This is a genomic window from Oceanobacillus luteolus (assembly GCF_042678205.1).
In the GTDB taxonomy this organism is placed as follows: domain Bacteria; phylum Bacillota; class Bacilli; order Bacillales; family Amphibacillaceae; genus Oceanobacillus; species Oceanobacillus luteolus.
Window position 1 is genome coordinate 1 of record NZ_JBHUDE010000046.1, and the last position, 26,712, is coordinate 26,712.

The 26,712-nt window shown below is 40.2% G+C and carries 21 protein-coding genes; 16 read left to right on the plus strand and 5 right to left on the minus strand.

The genetic code is table 11. From position 1 onward, the window contains the following. Positions 1-118 precede the first annotated feature (118 nt). Entirely contained in the window at positions 119-1,159 is a 1,041-nt protein-coding gene (locus ACFSBH_RS09970) for a GTPase (protein WP_379597325.1), read from the minus strand. Positions 1,160-1,277: 118 nt separating this feature from the next. Here ACFSBH_RS09970 and ACFSBH_RS09975 point away from each other — a divergent pair, with 118 nt between their 5' ends. After that, positions 1,278-2,231 (plus strand): dipeptidase, encoded by a 954-nt coding sequence (locus tag ACFSBH_RS09975; protein WP_251512250.1) that lies wholly within the window; start codon positions 1,278-1,280, stop codon positions 2,229-2,231. A gap of 106 nt (positions 2,232-2,337) precedes the next feature. Here the strand turns inward: ACFSBH_RS09975 and ACFSBH_RS09980 are convergent, their stop codons facing one another. Both ACFSBH_RS09980 and ACFSBH_RS09985 read right to left on the minus strand, forming a co-directional pair. Further along, positions 2,338-3,195, minus strand: coding sequence for a YitT family protein (locus ACFSBH_RS09980; protein ID WP_251512249.1), 858 nt, complete (start codon positions 3,193-3,195; stop codon positions 2,338-2,340). 266 nt (positions 3,196-3,461) lie between these two features. After that, a complete protein-coding gene (locus ACFSBH_RS09985; protein WP_251512248.1) occupies positions 3,462-4,556 on the minus strand; it encodes a branched-chain amino acid aminotransferase in 1,095 nt (364 codons plus the stop codon). A gap of 286 nt (positions 4,557-4,842) precedes the next feature. Here ACFSBH_RS09985 and ACFSBH_RS09990 point away from each other — a divergent pair, with 286 nt between their 5' ends. The 15 genes from ACFSBH_RS09990 (at position 4,843) to opp4A (ending at position 23,842) form a co-directional block, all read left to right on the plus strand. Next, complete coding sequence (locus ACFSBH_RS09990; protein ID WP_251512247.1) at positions 4,843-5,631, plus strand: HAD family hydrolase; 789 nt, start codon at positions 4,843-4,845, stop codon at positions 5,629-5,631. A 183-nt stretch (positions 5,632-5,814) separates the two neighbouring features. Then, positions 5,815-7,497, plus strand: coding sequence for a dihydroxy-acid dehydratase (ilvD, locus tag ACFSBH_RS09995; RefSeq protein WP_251512246.1), 1,683 nt, complete (start codon positions 5,815-5,817; stop codon positions 7,495-7,497). Positions 7,498-8,256: 759 nt separating this feature from the next. After that, positions 8,257-9,978, plus strand: a complete 1,722-nt coding sequence (gene ilvB / locus ACFSBH_RS10000; RefSeq protein ID WP_379597329.1) for a biosynthetic-type acetolactate synthase large subunit — start codon at positions 8,257-8,259, stop codon at positions 9,976-9,978. Then, positions 9,975-10,496: an acetolactate synthase small subunit gene (gene ilvN, locus ACFSBH_RS10005; RefSeq protein WP_251512244.1), complete on the plus strand. Its 522-nt coding sequence runs from the start codon at positions 9,975-9,977 to the stop codon at positions 10,494-10,496. Before ilvB ends, ilvN begins: the two co-directional genes overlap by 4 nt. 33 nt (positions 10,497-10,529) lie before the next feature. After that, entirely contained in the window at positions 10,530-11,564 is a 1,035-nt protein-coding gene (gene ilvC, locus ACFSBH_RS10010; protein WP_251512243.1) for a ketol-acid reductoisomerase, read from the plus strand. Continuing rightward, complete coding sequence (locus tag ACFSBH_RS10015) at positions 11,551-13,101, plus strand: 2-isopropylmalate synthase (protein ID WP_251512242.1); 1,551 nt, start codon at positions 11,551-11,553, stop codon at positions 13,099-13,101. The genes ilvC and ACFSBH_RS10015 overlap by 14 nt, the downstream gene beginning before the upstream one ends. A gap of 44 nt (positions 13,102-13,145) precedes the next feature. Next, complete coding sequence (gene leuB / locus ACFSBH_RS10020; RefSeq protein WP_379597332.1) at positions 13,146-14,252, plus strand: 3-isopropylmalate dehydrogenase; 1,107 nt, start codon at positions 13,146-13,148, stop codon at positions 14,250-14,252. A 25-nt stretch (positions 14,253-14,277) separates the two neighbouring features. Further along, the gene (leuC, locus tag ACFSBH_RS10025; RefSeq protein ID WP_251512240.1) at positions 14,278-15,684 is read left to right on the plus strand and encodes a 3-isopropylmalate dehydratase large subunit; all 1,407 of its coding nucleotides are present in this window, start codon (positions 14,278-14,280) and stop codon (positions 15,682-15,684) included. A gap of 13 nt (positions 15,685-15,697) precedes the next feature. Beyond that, positions 15,698-16,282: a 3-isopropylmalate dehydratase small subunit gene (leuD, locus tag ACFSBH_RS10030; protein ID WP_251512239.1), complete on the plus strand. Its 585-nt coding sequence runs from the start codon at positions 15,698-15,700 to the stop codon at positions 16,280-16,282. A gap of 128 nt (positions 16,283-16,410) precedes the next feature. Continuing rightward, on the plus strand, positions 16,411-17,388 hold the full coding sequence (gene ilvA / locus ACFSBH_RS10035) for a threonine ammonia-lyase (RefSeq protein WP_379597445.1): 978 nt from the start codon (positions 16,411-16,413) through the stop codon (positions 17,386-17,388). A gap of 632 nt (positions 17,389-18,020) precedes the next feature. Next, a complete protein-coding gene (locus ACFSBH_RS10040; protein WP_285853584.1) occupies positions 18,021-19,031 on the plus strand; it encodes an ABC transporter ATP-binding protein in 1,011 nt (336 codons plus the stop codon). Next, positions 19,018-19,950, plus strand: coding sequence for an ABC transporter ATP-binding protein (locus tag ACFSBH_RS10045; protein WP_251512238.1), 933 nt, complete (start codon positions 19,018-19,020; stop codon positions 19,948-19,950). Before ACFSBH_RS10040 ends, ACFSBH_RS10045 begins: the two co-directional genes overlap by 14 nt. 7 nt (positions 19,951-19,957) lie before the next feature. Next, positions 19,958-20,920 (plus strand): oligopeptide ABC transporter permease, encoded by a 963-nt coding sequence (gene opp4B, locus ACFSBH_RS10050; protein ID WP_251512237.1) that lies wholly within the window; start codon positions 19,958-19,960, stop codon positions 20,918-20,920. A gap of 32 nt (positions 20,921-20,952) precedes the next feature. Then, positions 20,953-21,858: an ABC transporter permease gene (locus ACFSBH_RS10055; protein ID WP_251512236.1), complete on the plus strand. Its 906-nt coding sequence runs from the start codon at positions 20,953-20,955 to the stop codon at positions 21,856-21,858. 124 nt (positions 21,859-21,982) lie between these two features. Further along, a complete protein-coding gene (opp4A, locus tag ACFSBH_RS10060) occupies positions 21,983-23,842 on the plus strand; it encodes an oligopeptide ABC transporter substrate-binding protein (protein ID WP_379597337.1) in 1,860 nt (619 codons plus the stop codon). A 50-nt stretch (positions 23,843-23,892) separates the two neighbouring features. On the opposite strand, the gene ACFSBH_RS10065 is transcribed toward opp4A, so the two are convergent. Both ACFSBH_RS10065 and ACFSBH_RS10070 read right to left on the minus strand, forming a co-directional pair. After that, positions 23,893-24,678, minus strand: coding sequence for an HAD family hydrolase (locus ACFSBH_RS10065; RefSeq protein WP_251512234.1), 786 nt, complete (start codon positions 24,676-24,678; stop codon positions 23,893-23,895). Between the two features lie 138 nt (positions 24,679-24,816). Then, on the minus strand, positions 24,817-26,514 hold the full coding sequence (locus tag ACFSBH_RS10070; protein ID WP_379597339.1) for a M3 family oligoendopeptidase: 1,698 nt from the start codon (positions 26,512-26,514) through the stop codon (positions 24,817-24,819). Positions 26,515-26,712: the final 198 nt, after the last annotated feature.

Below are 26,712 nucleotides of genomic sequence, written 5' to 3' on the forward strand. Positions count from 1 at the left end.
CTGTAAATATTACTGGGTTAGTTTAGTGTTGCCTTTTTTAAGATAATTGAACCTTGATAACTCAATAATCATTTATTTTACTCTTGACATATCACCGCAGGTCTTAACAATTAACGGATCAATCTGAGGATTGTCCGACTTCTTTCTTTTGCTTTTTGTCTTTAAAATATTCATATAGTGATTTTAATGTTTTAGCATCTAGTTCAATATCATTTTCATATGCATGTTTTACAGCGTATCCGAGGGCCAACGTCATCCCGCCCGCAATACTTCCACCAGCTACAGACCCTGCTCCTGGCACGAATTTAACGACTTGTCGAAATAGTGTTTTTCCGATATTTCCCGTGATTGTCGCTAATATCAATTCCTTCGCCTTTGCTTTAGATAGTGGTTTTTCATAAAGTGCTGCAAGTCTAACCATTAATCCAACCTGAATCCCGGTCAAAGGTACAAAATCGGAACCCGGAATAGGCACTGCGCCGATTGCTGCTGCAGACCCGGATGCACCAATAATCCACTTATTGGCGGTCGATGATTTCTCCTTAATCAGTCTTGCAAATTGGATTTCTTTATGCTTTTTTTTCAGGATATCCAAAATCTCATTTCGTAATTTGTCGATATTCTCTCCGGTTCTAGAGGATATTGGCACCACCTTGAACCGGGAACCTGTATGTTCTTTGATATAACTGACAAGTCCTGGAATATCTTCCGCCGCATCTATCTTATTCAACACGAAGATGATATCTTTATTCGTTTTTCGAATGGATTCAAAGGAGCGCAATTCCCCCTCCGATAATACTGTCCCCGCAGCATTGAGGAAAAATAAAACGACATCGGCTTGCTTAAAAAATTTTAACGTTTCTTCCGAGTTTTTGGTTTGAATATCATCTAGTCCAGGTGTATCGACGAAAACAATCTTCTCACGGTATACATAACGATCGATTCCCGTTGTTTCTCCCGGTCTTGCGCCGACTTGAGCAACCTCATCACCAACTAGCTGATTGATGGTTGATGACTTTCCTGTGTTGACATCACCAATCATCGCAAATAAGATTTCTTTATCGAGTTCAGCATTCACTTGGGCAGTCTCTTCTTCAAATGCCTGATTAAAGTCTTTTTCGTTATATTGCTGCAAGTCATCCACACTCCTTTTTTTCATTTTAGCAAATTATTCATTATTTGGATATATCCATCGATTTTTGTCGAATTACTCTTCTGGGTTGATTAATTATTTTAAATAGTGTTATTCTTTCGGGGAAGAGGATAGGGGGATGATTATGAAAATAATTGATACGCACTGTGACGCACTTTGGAAAATGCAGATGGCAAAGAGGGAAATTGAATTTGATGGACCGCTTGAATTCCGTAATGCACCTGAATTAGAAACGAACGTACAACGCCTAATTGCAGGAGGCGTTAAGGTACAATTTTTTGCGATTTTTATCTTGCCTGATGTTCCTACCACAGAACAATGGCAGCATGCCCTGGAACAAGTGGATCTTTTTTATACTGAAATATTAGGGAAAAATCCTGAGATGAAGCATATTAGAAGTTTTTCCGAATTTAAAAATCTTAAACCCGGTGAGATAGGGGCGGTGCTTACTTTAGAGGGGGCGGATTGTATCGGCAATGACTTAATGAAGCTGGAAACCCTTTACCGCCTGGGTGTACTCTCTGTCGGACTTACTTGGAACAATGCCAATCTATGCGCAGATGGACAAGGAGAACCAAGAGGAGGGGGGCTGACATCTTTAGGCAAGGAAGTGGTTGCTCTTAATAATGAGAATGGCATCTTAACCGATGTTTCCCATCTATCTGATAGAGCATTCTGGGATGTTCTTGATGTCGCAAAATATCCATTCGCTAGTCATTCCAATGCCCGTGCAATTTGCAATCATCCAAGAAACTTGCCTGATGAAGCGATAAAGGCATTGATCGAGAGAGGTGGTTTTCTTCACCTTGTATTCAACCCACCATTTATTAAAGAAGACAGTAATACGGCAACTATCTCGGATTTAATTAAGCATATTGACCATATTTGTTCTTTAGGAGGAGTGAAACATATCGGTTTCGGGTCAGACTTTGATGGCATTGATAATTTTGTCGACGATTTAAGCCATGCCGGGGAATTTCCAAACTTAATTAACGAGCTGCTAAAGTATTACTCAGAAGAAACAGTAAAAGGCTTTGCTTATGAGAACTTTGTAAACAATGTCAGTTACAAATCATAGGTTGAAAGCTGATATAATTCGTAAGGTTATTGGAAAAGACGCAAAAATCAATGAAACTTCATCTTAAATAATAGAAAAACTGGTACCTCTTATTAGAGTACCAGTTTTACAATTTTTGTCCGTAATATTTATCAATGGAGAATCCACGTCCAAGGATTTCTGAAGCATTGATGAAAATCACAAAAGCTTCGGGAGTTTCTTTTTGGAGGATTTTCTTTAATGTTACAGCCTCATGCTGCTCCGTAACGCAGAGAAGCATCGTCTGATCTTGGTTGTAATAGCCTCCGACGGACCGGACTTTCGTCAACCCTCGGTCAATTTCATCACGGATAATCTGTTGAATTTTCTCTTCTTCCTTGGTGATGATGACAATCAATTTGGTTGCGGAAGTGCGCAACTGTACAAAATCAATTGCCTTGCTACAAATAAAGATGGTCATTAAAGCGAATAATGTGAGCTCCAAGCTGAATACAAATATGGATGTGATGACAACAAGTCCATCCACAATAAATTGGGCGTAACCACTTGATATATTTGTAAATCGTTTCATGATTTGGGCGATTGCTGCCGTTCCACCAGTGGATCCATTTCCTTTATAAACTATTCCTAGTCCTACACCGAGAAGAATCCCACCGTAAATAGCGCTAAGCAATGGATTAGTGACCGTTAGTGGTATATCTTCGGTCAGATAGATAATAAATGGCACCCAAAATGTTCCAAGCAATGTTTTCCAGCTGAAATCTTTTCCCATTGTTATCCAGCCAATAAGAAAAATCGGTATATTAATTGCAAATTGAACTAGTGCTGGACTGACATGGTACAATTCAAACAGCAAGGTACTGATGCCGGATATTCCGCCTGCTGCGAGTTTTGCTGGTAACAGGAACATATTGTACGTTAAACCAACGATCGTTGCACCAAGGATGATGTAGTAATATTGTAGTAGTTGATTTTTTGTATGCATCCAAGTTTTCCTTTCCTACGCATTAACGGTCTGTAATATTCCAGCATATGTGTGAAGGGAAGCAGACCGTAAAAACTGATTTTGATTCACTAACAAGTTGTGAAGGCGTTAGGAAGACCTCCAAAGTGTGAAGTTTAATGTTATATTCTACCGTATCTACTTTACCATTCACTACGAATGACGTAAATAGTAGAGAAATTGTTATAACATTAAAAAAATCTCTAGCATGAATGCTAGAGATTTATTATCAGAGTTAACTTTTTAGATTATTGATTAACTTTTGCTTTACTAGTGATGGGCTCCACCCAGTTTAGTGGATCTTCGAGTTTTCCGTATTGGATGCCCGTGATCGTATCGTATATCCTCTTAGAAATTTCACCCGTTTTTCCACCGTTGATGGTGTACTCTTTTCCATTCCATCCTAACGCACCAATTGGTGAAATGACTGCAGCTGTTCCGGAACCGAATGCTTCTTCAAGTAATCCGGCCTCATGGGCATCTGCGAGTTCCTGCATGCCTATTCTGCGTTCGACGACTGGAACGTCCCAGTGTTTCAACAATTGAATGACCGAATCTCGAGTTACCCCCGCTAGAATACTTCCATTCAATTTCGGAGTTACAACTTCTCCATCAATCTTGAAGAAGACGTTCATACTACCAACTTCTTCAATGTATTTTTTCTCCACTCCATCCAACCAGAGCACTTGAGTATATCCTTTTTTGGAGACCACTTCTTGAGCGATAAGGCTTGAAGCATAGTTACCGCCAGTTTTAGCCTCTCCTGTTCCACCTTTAACCGCGCGCACATAAGTGTCTTCCACAGCGATTTTCACCGGATTGATGCCTTCTTTATAGTAAGATCCGACCGGGGATAGGATGATCATAAATTTATATTGATGAGATGGGGCGACGCCTAAAAACGGCTCCGTTGCAAAAACAAATGGGCGAATGTAAAGTGAAGTCCCTTCCGTATCCGGTACCCAATCTTGATCAATTTCAATTAGTTTTTTCAGTGCTTGTAAAACAAAATCCTCATCAATTGGAGGAATTACAAGGCGCTCATTTGATTTGTTCATTCTTTCAAAGTTTTTTCTAGGACGAAACAGCTGAACCTCACCAGATGGAGTACGGAATGCCTTTAATCCTTCAAAAACCGATTGTCCATAATGAAAAATCATTGCAGCAGGGTCAACCGAAATTGGCTGATATGGTAGAATTTTAGCATTATGCCACCCGTCCGTAACAGAATAATCCATCACAAACATGTGATCCGTAAATGTTCTGCCAAATTCTAATTGATCAGTCTGTGGTTTTTCCTTCTTTGCTGTGCTCAACTCAACTTGTATTGACTGTTCTTCCATATCTCTATCTCCTTATCCTGAAAAGTTCTCTTAATCATAAGATATTTTTTGAAATTTGGCAAGAGGCTATTTTTTTAAGTTTATTGTTTATTCAGTAGTTTTACATGCATAGATGAATCTTTCTAAAAATAGTTGAATAATCGTTGATATATAGCGCTAGTGAGGATGATGAAGTGATATTCGATAACATTTCACCATTTAGCACTTATAATATATTGCCAAGTGAACCTAAATCGATATTATGCTAGAGTAAAAGTATCGGAACTATACGAAGGGAGAAGAAGTTGTGATTAAGACAATAATTTTTGATCTTGATGATACATTGCTTTGGGATGAAAAGAGTGTAAAAGATGCTTTTGAAGAGACTTGTAATGTTGCTGCGGAGAAATATAATCTAGATCCTCAGGAACTGGAAGAGCGGGTAAGAGCGAATGCGAGAATAATATATGCGGATTATCCTACATATGAATTTACAAAGATGATTGGCATCAATCCATTTGAAGGGCTTTGGGGAGAATTTCCAGATGAAGGTGGGATGTTCCCTGAACTACGAAAATTGGCGCCGACATACCGTAAGGATTCATGGACCAAGGGTTTGGAAGATTTAGGGGTTGATGATCCGGCCTTTGGAGAAGAGCTTGGTGAAACTTTTCCAGAGATGAGAAAAAAGACTGCTAGACTTTATCTGGATACTATTCAATTACTTGATGCGTTAAAAGACAAGTATGAAATGGTTTTATTGACGAATGGTTCTCCTGCACTTCAAAACTTAAAACTTGAGCTTACTCCAACCCTCGCACCATATTTTGAACATATTGTGATCTCTGGAGAATTTGGTAGAGGGAAACCAGATACATCTATCTTTGAACATGTTTTAGAGTTAGTGGAAAAAGATAAAGAAGATGTGCTGATGGTAGGGGATAATCTAAATACAGATATTCTAGGAGCAGTGAGGACAGGAATCACTTCGGTTTGGATTAATCGAAAAGGAGCTATAGCTGAAAAAGTGAGGCCCGAATATGAAATAAATGAGTTGATGGACCTTTTGCCTTTACTCGATCGTATAAATTCATAATAAATCGTGTTGTTCGTTCAGGACAACACGATTTTTCTTTTGGAAGGAAAAAATTTTCAGTGCGTCAAAATGCTTGATTTGTCGACTTATTTCGAGAGTTTACTAAAGCGTAAAACAAAATAATACATTGAAATATTTGAAAATTAATCTTATAATGATTCGAAAATGAAGGGTGGAGAAAAAATGACAAAGGATCTAAGAATAAAGAGTCAAGCATTTGATGGTAAAATGCGCTCACCAAACCGGGCGATGCTCCGGGCAGTAGGACTTACTGATGAAGATTTTAAAAAACCAATGGTTGGGGTTGCCGATTCGGAAAGTGATGTCACCCCATGTAACGTCCATCTAGGATCTCTAGCAAAAAATGCAAGAGAAGGGGTGCGTGAGGCTGGAGCAGTACCGTTTCTTTTCCACACCATCACGGTATCAGATGGTATTTCCATGGGTACACAAGGCATGCGTTACTCCCTGCCAAGTCGGGAAATCATCGCCGACTCGATTGAAACCGTAGTTGGTGCTGAGAACTTGGACGGGCTCGTTGCATTTGGTGGATGTGATAAAAATATCCCTGGCTGTATGATTGCAATAGCTAATGCCGAAATTCCTTCCGTCTTTGTTTACGGTGGAACGATTTCTCCGGGGAATCTGAACGGAAAAGATATTGATCTCGTTTCTGTATTTGAAGGTGTCGGAAAAAATAATAAAGGTGAAATAAGTGATGACGAATTAAGGGATATTGAATGTGCAGCCTGTCCTGGTGCAGGTGCTTGTGGCGGAATGTATACAGCAAATACGATGGCATCCGCGGTAGAAGCACTTGGAATGAGTTTACCTGGAAGCTCATCTCATCCGGCTGAGTCTAAAGATAAGTGGATCGACTCGAAAGAAGCAGGTAAAGCAGTCTATAAATTAATAGAGAAACGTATCTTCCCGAAAGACATTATGACAAAAGAAGCGTTTGAAAATGCTATTGTTGTCGTAATGGCACTTGGTGGTTCTACCAACGCGATCCTTCATTTGCTTGCGATTGCGCATGCCATTGAAGTTGATCTAACGATTGATGATTTTGCACGCATCCAGAAAGAAGTACCGCATTTAGCAGATTTGAAACCTAGTGGAAAATACGTTTTCCAAGATTTGTACAAAGTTGGCGGAGTTCCAGCTGTTATGAAATTATTACTAGAAAACGGCTATTTGCATGGTGATTGTTTGACAGTCACTGGGAAAACATTGGCTGAAAACTTAAAAGATGTCCCTGATCTGGCGGAGGGGCAACAGGTAATCATGCCTCTTGATAAACCAAAACGAAAGGATGGACCATTGATTGTTCTGAAAGGTAACCTATCTCCTGAAGGATCAGTTGCGAAAGTATCTGGAGTTAAAGTTACTCGCCATACAGGTCCAGCTCGTGTATTTGATACAGAGGAAGCTGCAACGAAAGCTGTCATGAATGACGAGATCAAAGAAGGGGACGTTCTTGTCATTCGTTATGTCGGTCCAAAAGGTGGTCCAGGAATGCCGGAAATGTTATCCATTTCTAGTATACTAGTAGGTAAAGGGCTTGGAGAGAAAGTAGCACTCTTAACGGATGGACGTTTTTCTGGCGGGACTCACGGCTTGGTGGTAGGTCATATTGCGCCAGAAGCTCAAGTTGGCGGTCCGATTGCTTTGCTTCGAGAGGGAGATATGGTGACTGTCGATACGGAAGAAATGGTACTTTCTTTCGATGTGTCCGAAGAAGAAATAGAAAGACGCCGCAGCGAGTGGGTAGCGCCACCGCTTTATAAAAAAGGCGTATTGGGTAAATATGCACATAATGTGACTAGTGCATCAAAAGGTGCTGTCACGGATTACTTAAATCGCTAAAGATAGAAAATAACCCAGGGTGAATTCCTGGGTTATTTTTTTGTTTTAAAATAAATGTCTCCGGTACGTGAAAATCCTAAAATACTATATGTTTAACAGTGATGACAATTTCTTGGAAAATATGAGAATGCTTCAAACGAAACGTACTACGATAGCCCTCAGAAAATAAAAAAATCAGAAAAAAATTAAGTTTATTTATTAAACTAAAAAGTGTGACAACGACAATGATGTAAGCGCAAACAATTTAATAGACTTATCAAAAGTATCAAAAAACTTTGCGAAAAACGGTTGACCTTTTGAAAAAAGCATTGTATGATAAACGGCAATATCATTAAACGTTAAAAACAGTTGGCTAGACAGGTTAAGAAAAAACATTACCCGTAGCCGACGAACTTATAAATTTCATATCACAAATCGATGACGGGAATAAAGGAACATGGTAATGGTACTCACAGAGATCTGGGGTTGCTGGAAGCCCAGAAGTACCTATTGTTCTGACATCATCTCTGAGTGCTTAGCTGAACGGTCTTTCTTAGACTCATTAGGCTAGGTCAGGTGCAGCCATTGTACCTGTTATCAAATCAAGCTGATGCAGCTTGATGAGGCAGTATTCGTGAGGATGCTGTGTATATGGGTGGTACCGTGAAAAGTAGACGCTTTTCGCCCCAGTAGACATTGCGGTTAGGCATTGTTGTGGGGTGGGAAGCGTCTTTTTTGTATTCAATCAAATTATTTTAGGAAATTGAGGGAGGTATACGAATGGCGGTAAAAGCTAGTCAAAGGTCGGAAGTTGGAAAGGAGTTCGTAACGGGGGCTGATCTGCTCATTGAAGCGTTGGTGGAAGCCGAAGTTGAGAAAGTGTTTGGATATCCTGGTGGAGCTGTATTACCGATTTATGATGCGATGTTCCGCCATGATTTTCCCTTTGAACACATCCTTTGTCGCCATGAGCAGGGCTCAATCCATGCGGCGGAAGGTTATGCACGAGTGACTGGAAAGCCTGGAGTCGTGCTAGCCACCTCGGGTCCCGGTGCAACGAACTTGATTACAGGTATTACGGATGCAATGATGGATTCTTTGCCGCTCGTGATTATCACCGGTCAAGTGGCGCAAGGTGTAATCGGGACAGATGCTTTCCAGGAAGCTGATGTGATGGGATTAACGACACCGATTACGAAATATAATTATCAAGTCCATGATGCAAGAGAACTGCCACGTATCATAAACGAAGCATTTTATATTGCGACGACAGGCAGACCAGGACCAGTACTAATCGATATTCCAAAAAATATCTCGGCGGAGATGACATTTGCCAATACGGATAACACGATCAATTTACCAGGATATCAGCCAACGGTCGAACCTAATGTAATGCAACTTCAGAAGCTGGTCCATCTTTTGGAAGAAGCTGAACGGCCAATCTTATTAGCTGGAGCAGGTGTATTGTTAGCTGACGGAGCGGATTTACTGCTTCAGTTTACAGAACGGCATGAATTGCCGGTAGTCAATACGTTACTAGGGTTAGGAAGTTTTCCGGGTGAACACGAGTTGTTTCTTGGGATGGGAGGCATGCACGGGACATATACAGCGAACATGGCAATCTACGAGGCGGACTTACTCATCAATATCGGAGCACGTTTTGATGACCGGTTAACTGGAAAGGTGGCCAACTTTGCTCCAGGAGCAAAAGTAGTCCATATCGATATTGATCCAGCAGAAATCGGAAAAATCATCCGAACGGAAGTACCTATCGTAGCAGACGCTAAAAAGGCATTACAAGCTTTGCTTGAAATGGACGTCAAAAAACCGCAAATAAGTGAATGGTTGACGAAGCTGATGGCTAGCAAAGTAAATAATCCATACTGGTACAACCGAAATGATGAGACCATTTCACCACAGTGGCTCATCGAGCAGATGCATGAAGCATCTGATGGAAAAGCGATCATTACAACAGATGTTGGACAGCATCAGATGTGGGCAGCTCAATTTTATCTATTTAACAACCCACATAACTGGGTCACATCAGGAGGACTCGGAACGATGGGATTCGGACTTCCGGCTGCGATTGGTGCTCAACTTGGCAGACCAGATGATTTAGTCATTTCGATTGTCGGTGATGGTGGATTTCAAATGACAATTCAAGAATTGGCAGTCATTTCAGAACGGAAGCTACCAATCAAAATATTTATCATTAATAACGAAGCACTAGGAATGGTTAGACAATGGCAAGAAGAGTTCCATGGCGAGCGTTACTCCAGCTCATTATTCACTCAAAATCCAGACTTTTTAAAACTGGCAGAAGGTTATGGTATTAAGAGTGTGCTCGTCCATAAGGAAAAAGATGTACCGGCAGTATTGGAAGAGGTATTCGATTATGATGGACCGGTGCTTGTCGATTTCCGGATCGACTGGAAGGAAAAGGTGATGCCGATGGTGGCGCCTGGTAAAGGCATCAATGAAATGGTGGGGGTGAAGCCGTGAAACGGATAATCAGCTGTACCGTACAAAATCGCGGTGGTGTTTTAAACAGAATTACCGGAATGTTTTCAAAACGGCACTTCAATATTGAGAGCATTACGGTAGGAGAGTCGGAAGCAGAAGGGCTCGCGAAGATGACATTTGTTGTAAACGTCGAGGATGAAAATAAACTGGAGCAATTGACTAAACAGCTCCACAAGCAAATTGACGTAGTAAAAGTATCTGACATCACAGAAAAATCAATTGTTGCTCGTGAACTTGCACTTGTGAAAGTAGCTGCAGGAAGCCAAGTCAGAGCAGAAATACAAGGGATCATTGCTCCGTTTCGAGGGACGGTCGTGGATGTCAGTAAAGAAACAATGACGATCCAAGTAACTGGTAAAACAGATAAAGTGGATGCGTTCATCACACTCCTCAAACCATATGGCATTAAGGAAATTGCCAGAACCGGAGTGACTGCATTACTTAGAGGTCAGCAAGTCAAACCACATTTAGCGGAAGTAAGCACATTTACTATATAAAATAAAAAACTTATTAGGAGAGGGAGATTTATTATGGCAAAAGTATTATATGAAAAGGATATCAACAACACAGTATTAGAAGGGAAAAAAATTGCAATTGTAGGATATGGATCTCAAGGTCACGCACATGCACAAAATTTACGAGACAGTGGGTACGAAGTAGTGATTGGTTTACGAGCTGGGAAATCACAAGCGAAAGCGGAAGAAGATGGTTTTACTGTATATCCAGTGGATGAAGCTGTTAAGCAAGCGGATGTCGTGATGATTTTACTTCCGGACGAAGCTCAAGCGAAAGTCTATGAAGCAAGTATTAAACCAAACTTAAAAGAGGGAAGTGCTTTAGCATTTGCTCATGGATTCAATATCCATTACTCACAAGTAGTGCCTCCTGCGAATGTTGATGTATTCCTAGTTGCTCCTAAAGGCCCTGGACATTTAGTTAGAAGAACGTATGAAGAAGGAGCTGGTGTCCCAGCGTTATACGGGGTTTACCAAGACGTAACCGGCCAAGCGAAAGATGTTGCCCTAGCTTATGCTCAAGCAATTGGAGCTGCACGTGCCGGAGTTCTGGAAACAACTTTCCAGGAAGAAACAGAGACTGATTTATTCGGTGAGCAAGCAGTGCTTTGTGGTGGAGTAACAAGCTTGATTAAAGCAGGATTCGAAACCCTTACCGAAGCAGGTTACCAACCAGAAGTTGCCTACTTTGAATGTTTACATGAAATGAAGCTTATCGTTGACTTGCTTTATGAAGGTGGACTGGAAAACATGCGTTATTCCATTTCCGATACTGCACAATGGGGTGATTTCGTATCAGGTCCACGAGTGATCAATGAGGAAACAAAAGAAAGAATGCAAGAAATCCTAAAAGATGTTCAAACGGGTGCATTTGCTAAAGGGTGGATCTTAGAAAACCAGGCAGGACGTCCACAATTTAATGCAATCAATCGAGCGGAGAACAATCATCCAATTGAACAGGTAGGAAGAGAGCTTAGGGACCTTATGCCATTTGTGAAACAGCCCATCCAAGACAAACAGAAGGAAGTGAAGGAATATGTCAAGAATTAAAATTTTCGATACGACCCTGAGAGATGGTGAACAATCACCAGGGGTCAACCTTAACCAACAAGAAAAATTGGAGATAGCAAAACAACTGGAACGTTTAGGAGTAGACCGGATAGAAGCAGGATTCCCTGCTTCTTCCAAAGGTGATTTCCAAGCAGTGAAAGCTATCGCCGATACAATCAAATCTACTTCTGTAATTGCTTTGGCACGTACTGTAAAATCGGATATCGACACAGCTTGGGAAGCCTTAAAAGGAGCAGCCAAGCCTGCAATCCATATCTTCTTGGCAACTTCACCAATTCACATGGAATATAAATTACGCAAGACTCCTGAAGAAGTGATTGCAACGTCTGTAGAAATGGTCCGATATGCAAAAGAGAGATTTGATGAGGTCCAATGGTCAGCAGAAGACGCATCACGTTCCGATTTGAACTTTCTTGCAGAAATCATCGAAAAAGTAATTGATGCCGGGGCTACGGTAATCAACCTTCCAGATACTGTTGGTTATTCGACACCAGCGGAATATGGGAACATGTTTAAATTCATGAAAGAAAATGTGCCTAATATTGATCAAGTCACTTTGTCCTGCCACTGTCATGATGACCTCGGAATGGCTGTAGCCAATTCCATCGCTGCAGTTGAAAATGGAGCAACACAGGTAGAAGGCGCCATCAACGGTATTGGTGAACGTGCCGGTAATGCTTCTTTAGAGGAAATCGCGGTAGCATTGAAAATCCGTTCCGACTTTTACCCTTACCAAACAAACCTCGTATTGAATGAGATTAAGCGGACGAGTGACCTTGTTTCAAAACTTACAGGTATGCATGTGCAGGCGAATAAGGCGATCGTCGGACGTAATGCCTTTAGCCATGAATCAGGAATTCATCAGGACGGTGTACTGAAACATGTGGAAACCTATGAAATCATTACACCTGAAATGGTCGGCGTACAAGAAGCGAATACACTGTTTCTAGGTAAGCATTCTGGACGACATGCATTTAAAGAAAAAGTCCAGGAGATCGGCATTGAACTGACTGAGATAGAACTACAGGATGCATTCACTAAATTTAAAGCATTGACCGATCATAATAAAGAAGTGACTGATGATGATATTTATACCATCATTATGGAAATCAAGACTGATTCGAAACAAGTAGATAAATACGAGTTGAATAGTTTCCAAGTTTATTATGGGACTGCAAATACTCCAACCGCAGTGGTCAGGTTGATTACTCCGGAAAAAGATGAATTGGAAGCGGCTTTGACTGGTAATGGTAGTGTAGAAGCTCTATATAAAACGATAGATAGTTTAATAGAAGAAGAACTGAACTTGATCAATTATCAACTAAACTCGGTAGGCGGAGGAAAAGATGCTCTCGCTGAGGCATATGTGCAATTAAGTGTGAATGGAGAAGTAATGAACGGCAGAGGATCTCATCAGGATGTGTTGATGGCATCTGCTAATGCATTCTTAAATGCGGTGAACCGTTATATAACGAAACACAGTACAGTGAAGAAGCAGGAAACTGTAACTCAATGACTAAATTGAGAGTGCAATAAAATTTAAGGAAGGGGAGACCGAACATGAAAAAGCAGATTGTTTTGCTTCCAGGTGATGGCATCGGCAGAGAGATTATGGAGAGTGCAAAAGAGGTATTACAGGTGATTGCTGAAGAATTTGATCACACTTTTATTTTTCATGAGCATGCAATTGGCGGAGCAGCAATTGATGCGTATGGTGAACCCCTCCCGGAGGAAACGTTGAAAGCCTCCGAACATGCAGACGCAATTCTTTTAGGTGCTGTGGGAGGACCGAAATGGGATGATCAGCCGGTGCATAATAGACCTGAACAGGGACTATTAAAAATACGTAAAAGCCTTGGATTATTTGCTAATTTACGTCCAATCAAAATCATTCCTGCGCTTACTCATGCATCTCCGTTGAAAGAGGATATTGTGTCAGGCAGTGACATCCTAATAATTCGTGAGCTGACAGGTGGATTATATTTCGGTAAACCCAGTGAAAGAAGAAATAACGGCAACTCTGTCGTAGATACTCTAAGTTATGAGCGCTATGAAATGGAAAGAATTATTGAAAAGGCCTTTGAAACTGCGATGACTAGACAAAAACATCTTACATCTGTTGATAAAGCGAATGTACTCGAATCAAGCCGGATGTGGCGAGAAATTGTAGATATGAAGTCAAATGAATATCCAGAGGTCACCGTAGAGCATGTGCTGGTCGACGCGGCAGCGATGAAACTCATTACGAATCCTGCACACTTCGATACGATTGTAACGGAGAATCTGTTTGGTGATATTTTAAGTGATGAGGCTTCAGTGATTCCTGGATCATTAGGTCTCCTGCCATCTGCAAGTGTAAGAGAAGATGGGGTGGGCTTATATGAACCGATTCACGGTTCTGCTCCAGATATCGCCGGAAAAGGAATTGCCAATCCATTAGGGATGATCCTTTCAGCGGCATTTATGCTGAGAAATTCCTTCGGTCTTGATGCCGAGGCAAATGAGATTGAACGGGCAGTGAATGAGGCATTGGAGCAAGGTTATCATACCGCAGACCTTCAAGTTAAAGATGGAACATTAGTATCCACAAAGGAAATGACGGAATTAGTTGTGGAGAATTTGTCCACTCGAAGTATTTCGGATAGCATTTGTCTAACGTATGTTTGATTTATCTTTAGTTGAGGTGAGGAAGATGGGGAAACCAAAAACAATTATTGAAAAAGTTTGGGAACAACACGTAGTTCATCGGGAGGAAGGCAAGCCGGACTTATTGTATATTGATCAGCATCTCGTTCATGAAGTCACATCTCCTCAGGCGTTTGAAGGTCTGCGCTTAGCGAACCGAAAAGTTCGCAGACCAGACTTAACATATGCAACGATGGACCATAATGTTCCGACAAAAAATCGCGAAGTGGTCAAGGATGAGATTTCACGCCAACAGATGGAAACATTGAGAAAGAACTGTGAGGAGTTTGGCATCAAACTGGCTGATATGTTTCACCCCGATCAGGGGATTGTACATGTTATTGGTCCACAACTCGGATTGACGCAACCGGGAAAGACGATTGTTTGTGGAGATAGTCATACATCAACCCATGGTGCTTTTGGAGCGATAGCATTCGGGATTGGAACGAGTGAAGTGGAGCATGTACTTGCAACCCAAACCATTTGGCAAGATCGTCCCAAAACGATGAATGTCAAAGTGGAAGGTGACCTTGGACCAGGGGTGACAGCGAAAGACTTAATCTTAGCTATCATTGCTAAATTTGGAGTCCGTTTCGGAACAGGATATATTATGGAATATACAGGAGATGCAATTCGTAAATTAACTATGGAGGAACGGATGACGATCTGCAACATGTCGATTGAAGGAGGCGCTCGAGCTGGTTTAATCAGCCCTGACGACACGACAATTGAATTCTTACGTGGCAGAGAATATGTTCCTAAAGGGGAAGAATTTGAAAAGGTAAGCCAAGAGTGGTTGGCTTTGGCAACAGATGAGGGTGCGGAATATGACCATACTGTTGTGATTGATGCGAGTGAGGTGGAACCACAAGTGACTTGGGGGACCAATCCATCGATGGGTGTCCCAGTCAGCGGAGCGACACCTCGAATTTCTGAATCGGATAATGCGGATGAAGTGAAGCGTGCACTTGAGTATATGGGATTGGAAGAGAACCAACCGATTACTTCTATTGAAATCGATCATGTATTCATCGGTTCTTGCACGAACTCCAGACTAAGTGATTTACGAAAAGCAGCCAAGATTGTAGAAGGCAGAAAAGTGAAGGACCATGTGAAGGCTATCGTCGTTCCAGGTTCCTTTAGTGTCAAACTTCAAGCTGAAGCAGAAGGCATTGACAAAATATTTAAAGAAGCAGGATTTGAATGGCGTGATTCTGGATGCAGCATGTGTTTGGGAATGAACGATGACATTGTTCCTCCAGGGGGACGCTGTGCTTCAACTTCCAACCGAAATTTCGAAGGACGCCAAGGCAACCGTGCAAGAACTCACCTGGTAAGTCCTGAAATGGCTGCAGCAGCCGCAGTGGAAGGCCGTTTTGTAGACGTCCGTCATTACGCAGGAGTACTTAACTAGAAAGGGGATTCTTATGGAAGCAATAAGACAACATAAGGGCTTGGTCTATGCCTTAAACCGTACCAATATTGATACGGACCAGATCATTCCTAAACAATTTTTAAAACGCATTGAACGAACCGGGTTCGGTCAATTCCTCTTTTACCATTGGCGTTTCAATGATGACGGTACATTAAACCAAGAATTCAGTATGAATAACCCAAAATATGAAGGAGCATCCATTTTGCTGACGGGGGAGAATTTCGGGTGCGGATCCTCAAGGGAGCATGCACCATGGGCGTTGGCAGACTACGGATTCAAAGTTATTATCGCTCCAAGCTTTGCAGATATTTTTTACAATAATGCATTGAAGAATGGGATTATTCTCATCAAGAGTGATGAAGAACAAATAAATACTTGGCAGGCAAAGGCTGAAAATGAGGAACTTCATCTTGAAGTTGATTTAGAAGAGCAAACAATTAAAGATAATGATGGTACGGTTGTAAACTTTGATATACCTTCTTACCATAAAGAGAAACTTATTAATGGTTGGGATGATATTGCTTTAACTTTATTATTGGAAGAAAAGATAACAACATTTGAAAATCAAAAAGCTTAAAAGATAAATATTGTAAACTAGGAAAATCAGGAAAATAATATTTGTTGTACAAAAAAGATTAATATATATAGGAAGAAACTGATCATAAGGAGTGTGGCTTTCTTGGGGATTTATTAACTGGCGAAAAAATTTATCAAGCTTGGAAGCGGTTGGCACCAATCGTTCATCAAACACCGCTCCTGACTTCGCATACAATTGATGATATGGTAGGAAAAAAAGTGTACTGCAAGATGGAGAATCAACAGAAAACGGGAGCATTTAAATTTCGTGGAGCAAGCTTCAAGCTAATGCAATTGTCGAAGGAAGAATTGAAAAGAGGTGTAATAACCGCTTCTGCTGGTAATCATGCACAAGGAGTTGCCTATGCAGCCAGAAAGCTTGGTGCGAAAGCAAAAATCTTTATGCCAGAAGAAACACCATTAGCCAAAGTACATGCGACGAGAAATTATGGAGCAGAAGTCGTACTCACTGGAGAAAGTTTTCAAGAAGCTTATCAAGCTTCCAAGGAATATGAATTATTGAGCGGAGGTGTGTATATTCACCCGTTCGATGATTACGATGTGATGGCAGGGCAGGGAACAATAGCAATGGAACTGCTTCGTCAAGAAGATCGGATTGATACGATTTTTGCACCAATCGGTGGCGGAGGTCTCATTAGTGGAATTGCTGTTGCTTGTAAGCATATTAATCGCAATATTAGAGTGATCGGTGTTCAGGCAAGTGGAGCAGATGCTGTATATAAAACCTACCACACAGATCGGGTCCACCATTTGCCAGAGGTAAATACACTTGCCGATGGAATTGCGGTGAAACAACCTGGAAAATATACGATGCCCATCATACAAGAATATGTGGATGATGTTGTGACTGTGACAGATGAGCAAATTTCTGCGAGTATCCTGTTTATGTTGGAAAGGAATAAAACACTGACTGAAGGAGCAGGAGCTACAGCATTAGCTGGATTATTTGCTTATCATAAGGAAATAAAAAGTCGTCATTGTGGAGTCATCGTAAGTGGTGGAAATCTGGATATCAATAGAATGCCAGAAATTCAAGGATTAGCTGAAGGAAACTCACCGTTTGAAAAAATCAAGCAAATGGCTTAATAAAATAGTGCTTCCCTTAATAGGGATGCACTATTTTTAATAATACAAACTAAAGTGGTTTCGTATTTTACGAAAAACTGTACTACAAATATCAGAAGAGCTGGATAATACAGTTGAAGATTTTCATTGATGAAGAAATAAAAAGAATTAATTTATTGGAAGATGACAAATATAAAGATGAAATATAATATTACTCAATATTTTTCCATATTTCCGGAAACTCTTTAAACCTTATTATATCAAGGTTTTCAAGATTGTTTTATGACAATTCAGTAATGAGAAAGTTAAAATAATTCCCTAATAATATTGCTTTTTTGAATTTATTCCCTTATAATCGCATTACTATAATTTTTACGATTCAATTACAAATTTTACGAATTTGCAATAGTTCAGTAATAATGTGGTTGTATAGTGTTTAAATTAATAGGATGCTAATGTCAGTGTTATAGTATTACAGCTAAATTCCAGAAAAAATTAATAGTTGCATAAACTTAGAAAAATGATAAAATATAACAAACAGGTAAATCAAAATTATCAGAAACTTATGATTTTTACTAAACTGATAGTTTTTATGGCCCTTAGGTAATGGTCATTCGTTGATTTAGAAATTTGTTAGCTAGGGGGATTACATTTTGAGTAACAGATTACTAGAAATAGAGAATTTGACCACTTCATTTCGAATAGGCGACGGGTATTATGCAGCAGTAGATAATGTATCTTTAACTGTAAATAGAAATGAAGTTTTGGGAATTGTTGGTGAGTCCGGATCAGGAAAAAGTGCACTGGCATTTTCCATTATGAGATTACATAACCGTGCGAAAATTGAAGGAAAGATCAACCTGGAAGATACTGACTTAGTGAAAGCATCTACTAATGAATTGAACAAATTACGCGGGGACAGCCTCTCAATGATTTTTCAGGATCCACTCACTGCTCTCAATCCGTTGATGGAGATTGGTGCACAGATTGGGGAAACATTAGTGCTCCACCGCCCACAAATGTCGAAGAAACAACGTTACGATCGTGTAATTGAATTATTGAATTTAGTAGGGATTCCACGTCCCGAACATGTTTATCAGCAATATCCCCATGAACTATCTGGTGGTATGAGACAACGTGTCGTCATCGCTATTGCGATTGCAAACAAACCACAATTATTAATTGCAGACGAACCGACTACAGCTCTTGATGTTACGATTCAGGCGCAAATCCTTGATCTAATCCACAAATTGAAAGAGGAAATGGATGCAGGAATCATTTTAATTACGCATGATCTTGGTGTAGTTGCGGAGATGGCCGATAGAGTCGCGGTCATGTATGCAGGAGAAATTGTAGAGGTTGCAGAAGTACATACCTTATTTGAAAATCCGTTACATCCTTATACGAGATCATTATTAAATTCTGTACCTACGGAAGGGCAGGATAAGCTGCACGTGATACAAGGAATTGTTCCATCATTGAAGAACTTGCCTCGGACGGGTTGCCGATTTGCTGCACGTATTCCGTGGATAGACGAATCTGCCCATGAAGAGAATCCAGTACTGCATGAGGTTTCACCTGGACATTACGTTCGTTGCACCTGTCATAGTAAGTTTTACTTCCCGGAGGAAGGTAAGGAGGGTGAAGCAAATGGCGCTTCTTGAGGTACGTGATTTAAAGGTGCACTTCCCGATTAAAGGTGGAATTCTGAACCGAACGGTCGGTCATATAAAGGCTGTAGACGGAGTAAACTTCTCGATTGAACAAGGAAAAACATATGGTCTAGTTGGAGAGTCTGGATCTGGTAAGTCAACTACTGGAAAAGCAATCATCGGATTAGAACAGATTACTGAAGGACAAGTCATTTTCAATGGAGAAGATATTACATCTATAAAAAATAAAACAAAAGATATCAGAAAAGATATACAAATGATCTTTCAGGACCCGTATTCATCGTTGAATCCACGGAAAAGAGTGTTGGATATTATTGCTGAACCTCTTCGAAACTATGAAAAGCTAACAAAAAATGAGGAGAAGCAGAGGGTATACGAGCTATTGGAATTAGTAGGTTTAACTCCAGAAAGTATTTGGAAATTCCCGCATCAGTTCTCTGGTGGTCAAAGGCAGCGTATTGGGGTTGCACGGGCAATTGCATTAAAACCAAAATTGATTATCGCAGACGAACCTGTATCTGCTCTCGATGTATCGGTGCAAGCACAAGTGTTGAACTTTATGCAGGATATTCAAAAAGAACTAGGCTTGACGTATCTGTTCATCAGTCATGATTTAGGTGTCGTCAAACATATGTGTGATGAGATTGCAATCATGTACAGAGGTCGTTATGTAGAACAAGGTACGAAAGATGATATTTTTGAAAATCCACAACATATTTACACGAAACGCCTGATTGCAGCGATCCCTGATGTCAATCCGCGTAATAGGGATAAACATTATGTATTCCGGCAAGAAGTCAAAAAGGAATATGAGCAAGCTTATGACGAGTATTTCGATGCTGAAGGTTTGGCGTTCGGCTTGAAGGACATCTCTGATACTCATCGGGTTGCATTACCAGAGAGAGGTTGATACAAGTATGTGGAAATTTATAGTAAGAAGACTTTTAGTTACTTTCCCACAAATTGTGCTCTTAAGTATATTGGTATTTGTAATGGCACAATTTATGCCGGGGGATGCGTTGACTGGACAAGTGGATCCGAACGTATCACCAGAAATAAAACAACAAATAAGAGAAAGATTAGGATTGAACAATCCATGGTATGTTCAATATACTGATTGGATTGGTGGAGCCGTAACAGGTGATTTCGGACAATCTTTCCGTTTCAAAATGCCAGTTACCGACTTGATTGAACAGCGAATTTACAACACGTTCTGGTTATCGCTTGTTACTTTAATTTTTATGTATATCATTGCAGTTCCGCTTGGAATCATCAGTGGTCGTTACAATGATACATGGCTGGATCAAACAATTACAGGTTATACATATTTAGGTTTCGCTACACCTTTATTCATTTTTGCACTCGTAATGTTATGGATATTTGGATATCAATTCGGTTGGTTCCCAACTAGTGGAAGTGTAGCACCTGGGCTTTCACCAGGATCGTGGGACTATGTTTGGAGTAAGTTCCAGCACTTACTATTGCCAGCTTTATCAATGGCATTAATAGGTACGGTATCCACGGTGCAGTATTTAAGAAGTGAAATTGTTGATACGAAACAAAGAGACTTTATAATTACCGCTAGAGCAAAAGGAGCTTCTGAATCAAGGGTCTATAACAGGCATATCTTAAGAAACTCAGTACTGCCAATTGCAGCGTTCTTTGGATGGGAAATCACGGGACTTATTTCAGGTACAATCTTTATTGAAAGAATCTTTGGATATCCTGGAATGGGAGCGTTATTCTTAGAATCTGTTTTAATGAGAGATTATAGTGTTGTGACTGCATTGGTATTGTTATTCGGTGTCGCTGCTATATTAGGGGCATTATTATCCGATATTATCTTAAGTATTGTCGACCCAAGAATTCGCATTAAATAGAAACTCGAAAAACTCTGAGGTGATTATAAAAAATGGAAGCTAAAGATATGAACGTTGACAGTCAAGTACTAAAAAGTGAAAGTCCCTCAGGTCTACGGATTCTTTGGAGGGAACTAGTAAAAGACAAATTAGCATTATTTTCATTAATATTTTTGATTCTGATAACTGCCTTTGTATTTGGCATCTCTTGGATCTTAAATCAAGATGAAATTGTCAGGGTTGACTTATTTGCAATTAACGAACCACCAAGTGATGAATTTATTCTAGGAACAGATTATGGCGGACGCGATGTGTTCGGTCAGCTCATCATCGGTACGAGGAACTCATTAACAATTGGTTTCTTGGTTACATTATTCAGTGGAATCATCGGGATTGTATTTGGTGTCGTATCTGGGTATTTTGGTGGTCATATTGATAATATTATGATGCGTATTTTAGACTTTTTCTTTATTTTACCGTTCATCATGCTAGTCATCGTATTTGTATCACTCGTGCCAAGTTACAATACGTTTACCTTCTCACTTATTATGACGTTGTTCTCCTGGATGGGGATAGCGAGATTAATCCGGTCAAAAGCATTGCAGGAGAAAGAGTTGGACTATGCAAAGGCATCGAAGACATTAGGTTCTTCTGATATAAGTATTATTTTCAAACAAGTACTGCCTAATATCACATCGTTGATTATTGTTACCATGACATTGAACTTAGCAGCGAATATCGGATTGGAATCCGGGCTCTCCTTCTTAGGGTTTGGGTTGCCGGAAAACACACCGAGTCTTGGAACTTTACTAAGTTATGCAACAAATCCACAAACATTGGAACATAGATGGTGGATTTGGATGCCAGCTGCATTATTGATCCTTTTATTGATGCTTGCAGTAAGAAACGTTGGTGAGGCATTACGCCGTGCCACGGATGCAAGACAGAGAAGGGGATAGTAACCAATTATACTTTTGATACTTGCATCAATATCTATCCTTATATTGGTGTTTAGTATAAAGCTGTCCGCGCCAATGGAATGGACAGTAAAAATTTAAAGGAATTAAAGGGGAGGTTAAAAGGATGAGTAAGAGCTTTAGCAAATGGCTACTTGCTTTAATGCTGCTATTCGTATTAGTGCTTGCAGCTTGTAGTGGTGGCGACGACTCTGAAGATGGTACTGGCGATACAGATACAGATGCCAAAACAGAGGAAGAAGCTACTGAAGAAGAAAGCGGTTCTGAAGATGGCATCTATTCTATCGATGATTTTTCACCAGACAAAACGGATGAAGGTGAACCTATCGATGGCGGAAACCTTAACTTTGGTTTAGTTTCAGACACAGTATTCGAAGGTGTTTTAAACTACAACTTCTATGAAGGTAACCCAGATGCCGAAGTAATGAAGTTCTTTAACGAAAGCTTGTTATACTACGATAACAACTTCAACTACACACAAGATGGACCAGCTGAGTGGGAAATTGACGAAGCGGGTACTACGGTTACCATTAAAATTCGTGACAATGTAAATTGGCATGATGGTGAGCCGGTAAAAGCAGAAGACTTGGCTTTTGCATATGAAGTAATTGGACATCCAGAATATACTGGGGTTCGTTACTACGCTGTAGAAGATGTTGTCGGAATGGATGAATATAAAGCCGGCGAAACTGACACAATCGAAGGTTTAGAGATTGTTGATGAAAAAACAATTAAGATCACTTTTAAAGAGCCGAATCCTTCGCTCCTAGCGAGTGGTATGTGGACATATCCGTTAGCAAAACATATCTATGAGGATATCCCAATTGAAAAAATGCCTGAAGATGATGCAACGCGTGTGAACCCAATCGGCTATGGTCCTTTCGTTGTTGATACAATTGTACCTGGTGAGTCTGTAACTTATACAGCATATGAAGACTATTGGCAAGGTGCTCCAAAACTGGATAGTATCACACTTAAAGTAGTAGCACCAGAAACGGTTGCAAATGCTTTGGAAACTGGCGAAATTGACGTTGTGGACAGTTTCCCGACGGATCAATATCCAGACGTTGAACAAAAACTTACAAACGTAGAATTCCTAGGTCAAATCGATACAGCTTATACGTATATCGGATTTAAACTAGGTAAATGGGTTCCAGATGATCCTGATAAGCCGGACGGAGCAGGTTCTGTAGAAATGGATCCAGATGCAAAAATGGCTGACGTTAACTTACGTCGTGCTATGTGGTATGCAGTAGATAATGATGCTGTAGGTGAGCGTTTCTATAATGGTCTTCGCTGGGCCGGTTCTACATTAATCATCCCGGCATTCCCTGATTACCATGATGATACAATCGAAACACCATCTTACGACCCAGAAGAAGCAAAACGTATTTTGGATGAAGCTGGCTATGAGGATACAGATGGTGATGGCTTCCGTGAAACTCCAGATGGAGAAGAGTTAGTAATCGGATTCGCTTCCATGTCAGGTGGAGACACTGCTGAGCCAATTGCCAACTACTATATCCAAGCTTGGGAGCAAGTTGGTTTGAAAGTTGAACTAGTTGATGGACGTTTAATGGAATTCAACCAATTCTATGACAGAGTAGAAGCTGATGACCCTGCAATTGACATTTATCAAGCTGCATGGGGTACTGGTTACGACGTTGACCAAAGAGGTCTATACGGACGTACTGCAGCTTATAACTACACTCGTTATGCAAGTGAGAAAAACGATGAGCTATTAGCTGCTGGAGCTTCTGAAGCTGCCATGGATATTGAATATCGTAAAGATATTTATAGACAGTGGCAAGAACTGATGGTTGAGGAAGTACCATTATTCCCAACTCTATACCGTTCTGTATTAGTTCCAGTTAACAACCGTGTTACTGGCTGGTCTATCCAAACAGAGTGGAACGATGCATTCCATGAAGTTGGTGTAACACAAGAAGACCCAGTATTACCATAAGTATTACAATAAAAAGGCCCGCTACCTGGCGGGCTTTTTTAATGGTATTTTCAATCTACTAATTTTAGCTGTTTGAGTCCATGAAAGATGCCGGAATCTGTAACTTCAGTTGTCCGATGCGTAGCATATTGAAGCAACCGAGGATCCGCATTTCCCATTGCGAATCCTGTTCCTACAGATAGCAGCATTTCCTTATCATTTAACCCATCTCCGAAAGCGACTGCATCTTCTTTGTTTATGTCTAAGTACTTAAGGACTTTCTTGATTGCTTCCCCTTTATTAACATTATTACGAATGACATCATATGCTTGTTCCATGCCTGTTACGTTAACTTGAGACAGATGAACATTTTCATCGGATTGATATTTGGCTACTTCATCTTCTTTTAGTTTCATTAACGTAATCCCTAAAATATCTTCTGTCCGAGGACGAATTAATTCCACATTGATTTCCATTTGAAAAGTCTCGATAAAGCTTTCTGTAAAAGGATCGTTTATGGATGTGAAATAATTTTCCCCGTTTGTATATAGTACCATTTCATGCTTGCTATCTTTCGCTTTTTCTAAAACTTGTTGGACATACATTGGTTCAAAGGGTTCATTTACGATGGTTTCTCCTTTGATTACGGCATAAGCGCCATTATAGCCAATCATCCCATCTATTTGTAATTCATTTGCCAGTCGCATGATTTCATGGAGTGGACGACCTGTAGCGATAAAGGTATGAATTCCTTGCTCCTGTAGTTGTTTGATTGCGTTTACCGTAGAAGAATCATAACTGTGATCTGGCTTTAGAATTGTACCGTCTATATCAAGAAAAACAATTTTGTAACTCACGGAATTCCCCTTTCATCAAATGCTCTCACTATTGTATCATAAGCTACTTCAGTTATTTTACTTTTTACATAAAGATTACCAGACCTTAATAAAAGGCCTGGTTTCTGTTATATTGTATTCACATTAGATAAGCCAGTTTTATAACGAAGAGTCGTCAACTCCGTTTAACCAGTTTTCGATAGCATCAATTGTCTCTTCAACTGCTCCATCTTCAAATGGAGAACGGAGATTTGCTGCCTCTACGAGTTCAAGGAAAGATTTTGAACCCCCAAGTTTACAAAGTTCAACATAATCATTCCATGCGGCTTCGTGATTTTCCTGATCCCTCTTCCAGAATTGCAGAGCACAAATTTGTGCAAGTGTATAATCAATATAATAGAAAGGTATTTCATAGATATGCAATTGTCTTTGCCAGTAGCCACCTTCATTTAAATAGGTATTGTCTCCATAGTCGCGATGAGGTAAATAAATTTCCTCCAATTTTCTCCATGCCGCTTTCCTTTCTGCAGGTGTCCAATCTGGATTCTCATACACTTGATGTTGGAATTCGTCCACAGCCACACCGTAAGGAATAAATTGAATCGCATCTGCCAGGTGGGAAAATTTATATTTCTCTGTATCTTTTTGGAAGAATAATTCCATCCATGGCCAAGTGAAAAATTCCATACTCATGGAGTGGATTTCCGCTCCTTCGCTTGTTGGGAAGTTATATTCAGGAACTCCGAGAGCTCTGCTTGAATAAACTTGGAATGCATGCCCGGCCTCATGGGTGAGGACGTCTATATCACCAGATGTTCCATTGAAATTTGAAAAGATGAACGGTGCTTGATAGTCCGGAAGATACGTACAGTATCCACCACCTTCTTTTCCTTTCCTTGCTTCAAGGTCCATTAGTTCATGGTCCAACATAAACTGGAAAAACTCATTTGTTTCATCCGAAAGCTCGGCGTACATTTTCTTGCCATTATCGATGATCCATTGTGCGGATCCTTTTGGCTTTGCATTACCTGACTTAAAGTGGAAATTTTCATCAAAAAATTTAAGCTCATCAACACCGATACGCTTTTTTTGGCGATCGTATAGTTTGTTGGCGAGCGGAACGATGTAGTCACGCACTTGTTTACGAAAAACGTCAACCATTTTTGCATCATAACCAATTCGTTCCATCCGAAGATAACCAACTTCAATGAAATTCTTATACCCTAAAGTAGTAGCAATCTTATGTCGAATCTTCACAAGTTGATCATAAATGTTATCAAATTTTTCCCCGTGCTCCGCATAATAATTAAACATCTTTTCAGTGGCTTGCTTTCTGATTTCACGATCTTTGTTTTGCGTAAATGGTGAAAGTTGAGCAAGTGTATATGTTTCCCCTTGAAATTCTATCTCAGCAGCAGCCACCAGATTTGCATACTCTGTTGTTAACTTGTTTTCTTGTGTCATCAATTCCATAATTTCTGGAGAAAATGATTTTATTGCCATATCAGCAAGCTGGAAGAGCTGTGTACCATACTTCTCCTCAAGCTCTTTGCGGTAAGGTGATTTCACGAGAAGTTTATAAAAATCGGTATTCATCTCTTCGATGATTGGAAGTGTTTCATCAAAATAGTCTTTTTCAGCTTGATAAAATGCATCACGTGTGTCAATGGAAGCCCTGATATAAACGAGATCAGACATCGTTGATAATCGGTTCCGAAACGTGTTGATATCATCGATGGCTTGGATTGCATCATTAACAGAACTTGCTTCGGAAAAAGCATTCAATAATTGATGAAAGCTCTTTTTCTCTTCCGCGATATCAGGCCTTTGGTAAATAAACTCATTAAATTTTTTCATTCCAGTGCCCCTTTTATTAAATGTTTTAAGTAGAGTAAAATGATGGAAACTTAAATTAATTATAACAAAAGTCTGAAAGATAAGGGTAGTTTTAAATTAGAAGAACTACATATCCTCTGGATGAGTGATTCTTCCAAGAAGTAATATTTCGTTCACAAATTGAAACGATGTTCAATTGACATTGAATCAAAACAGATA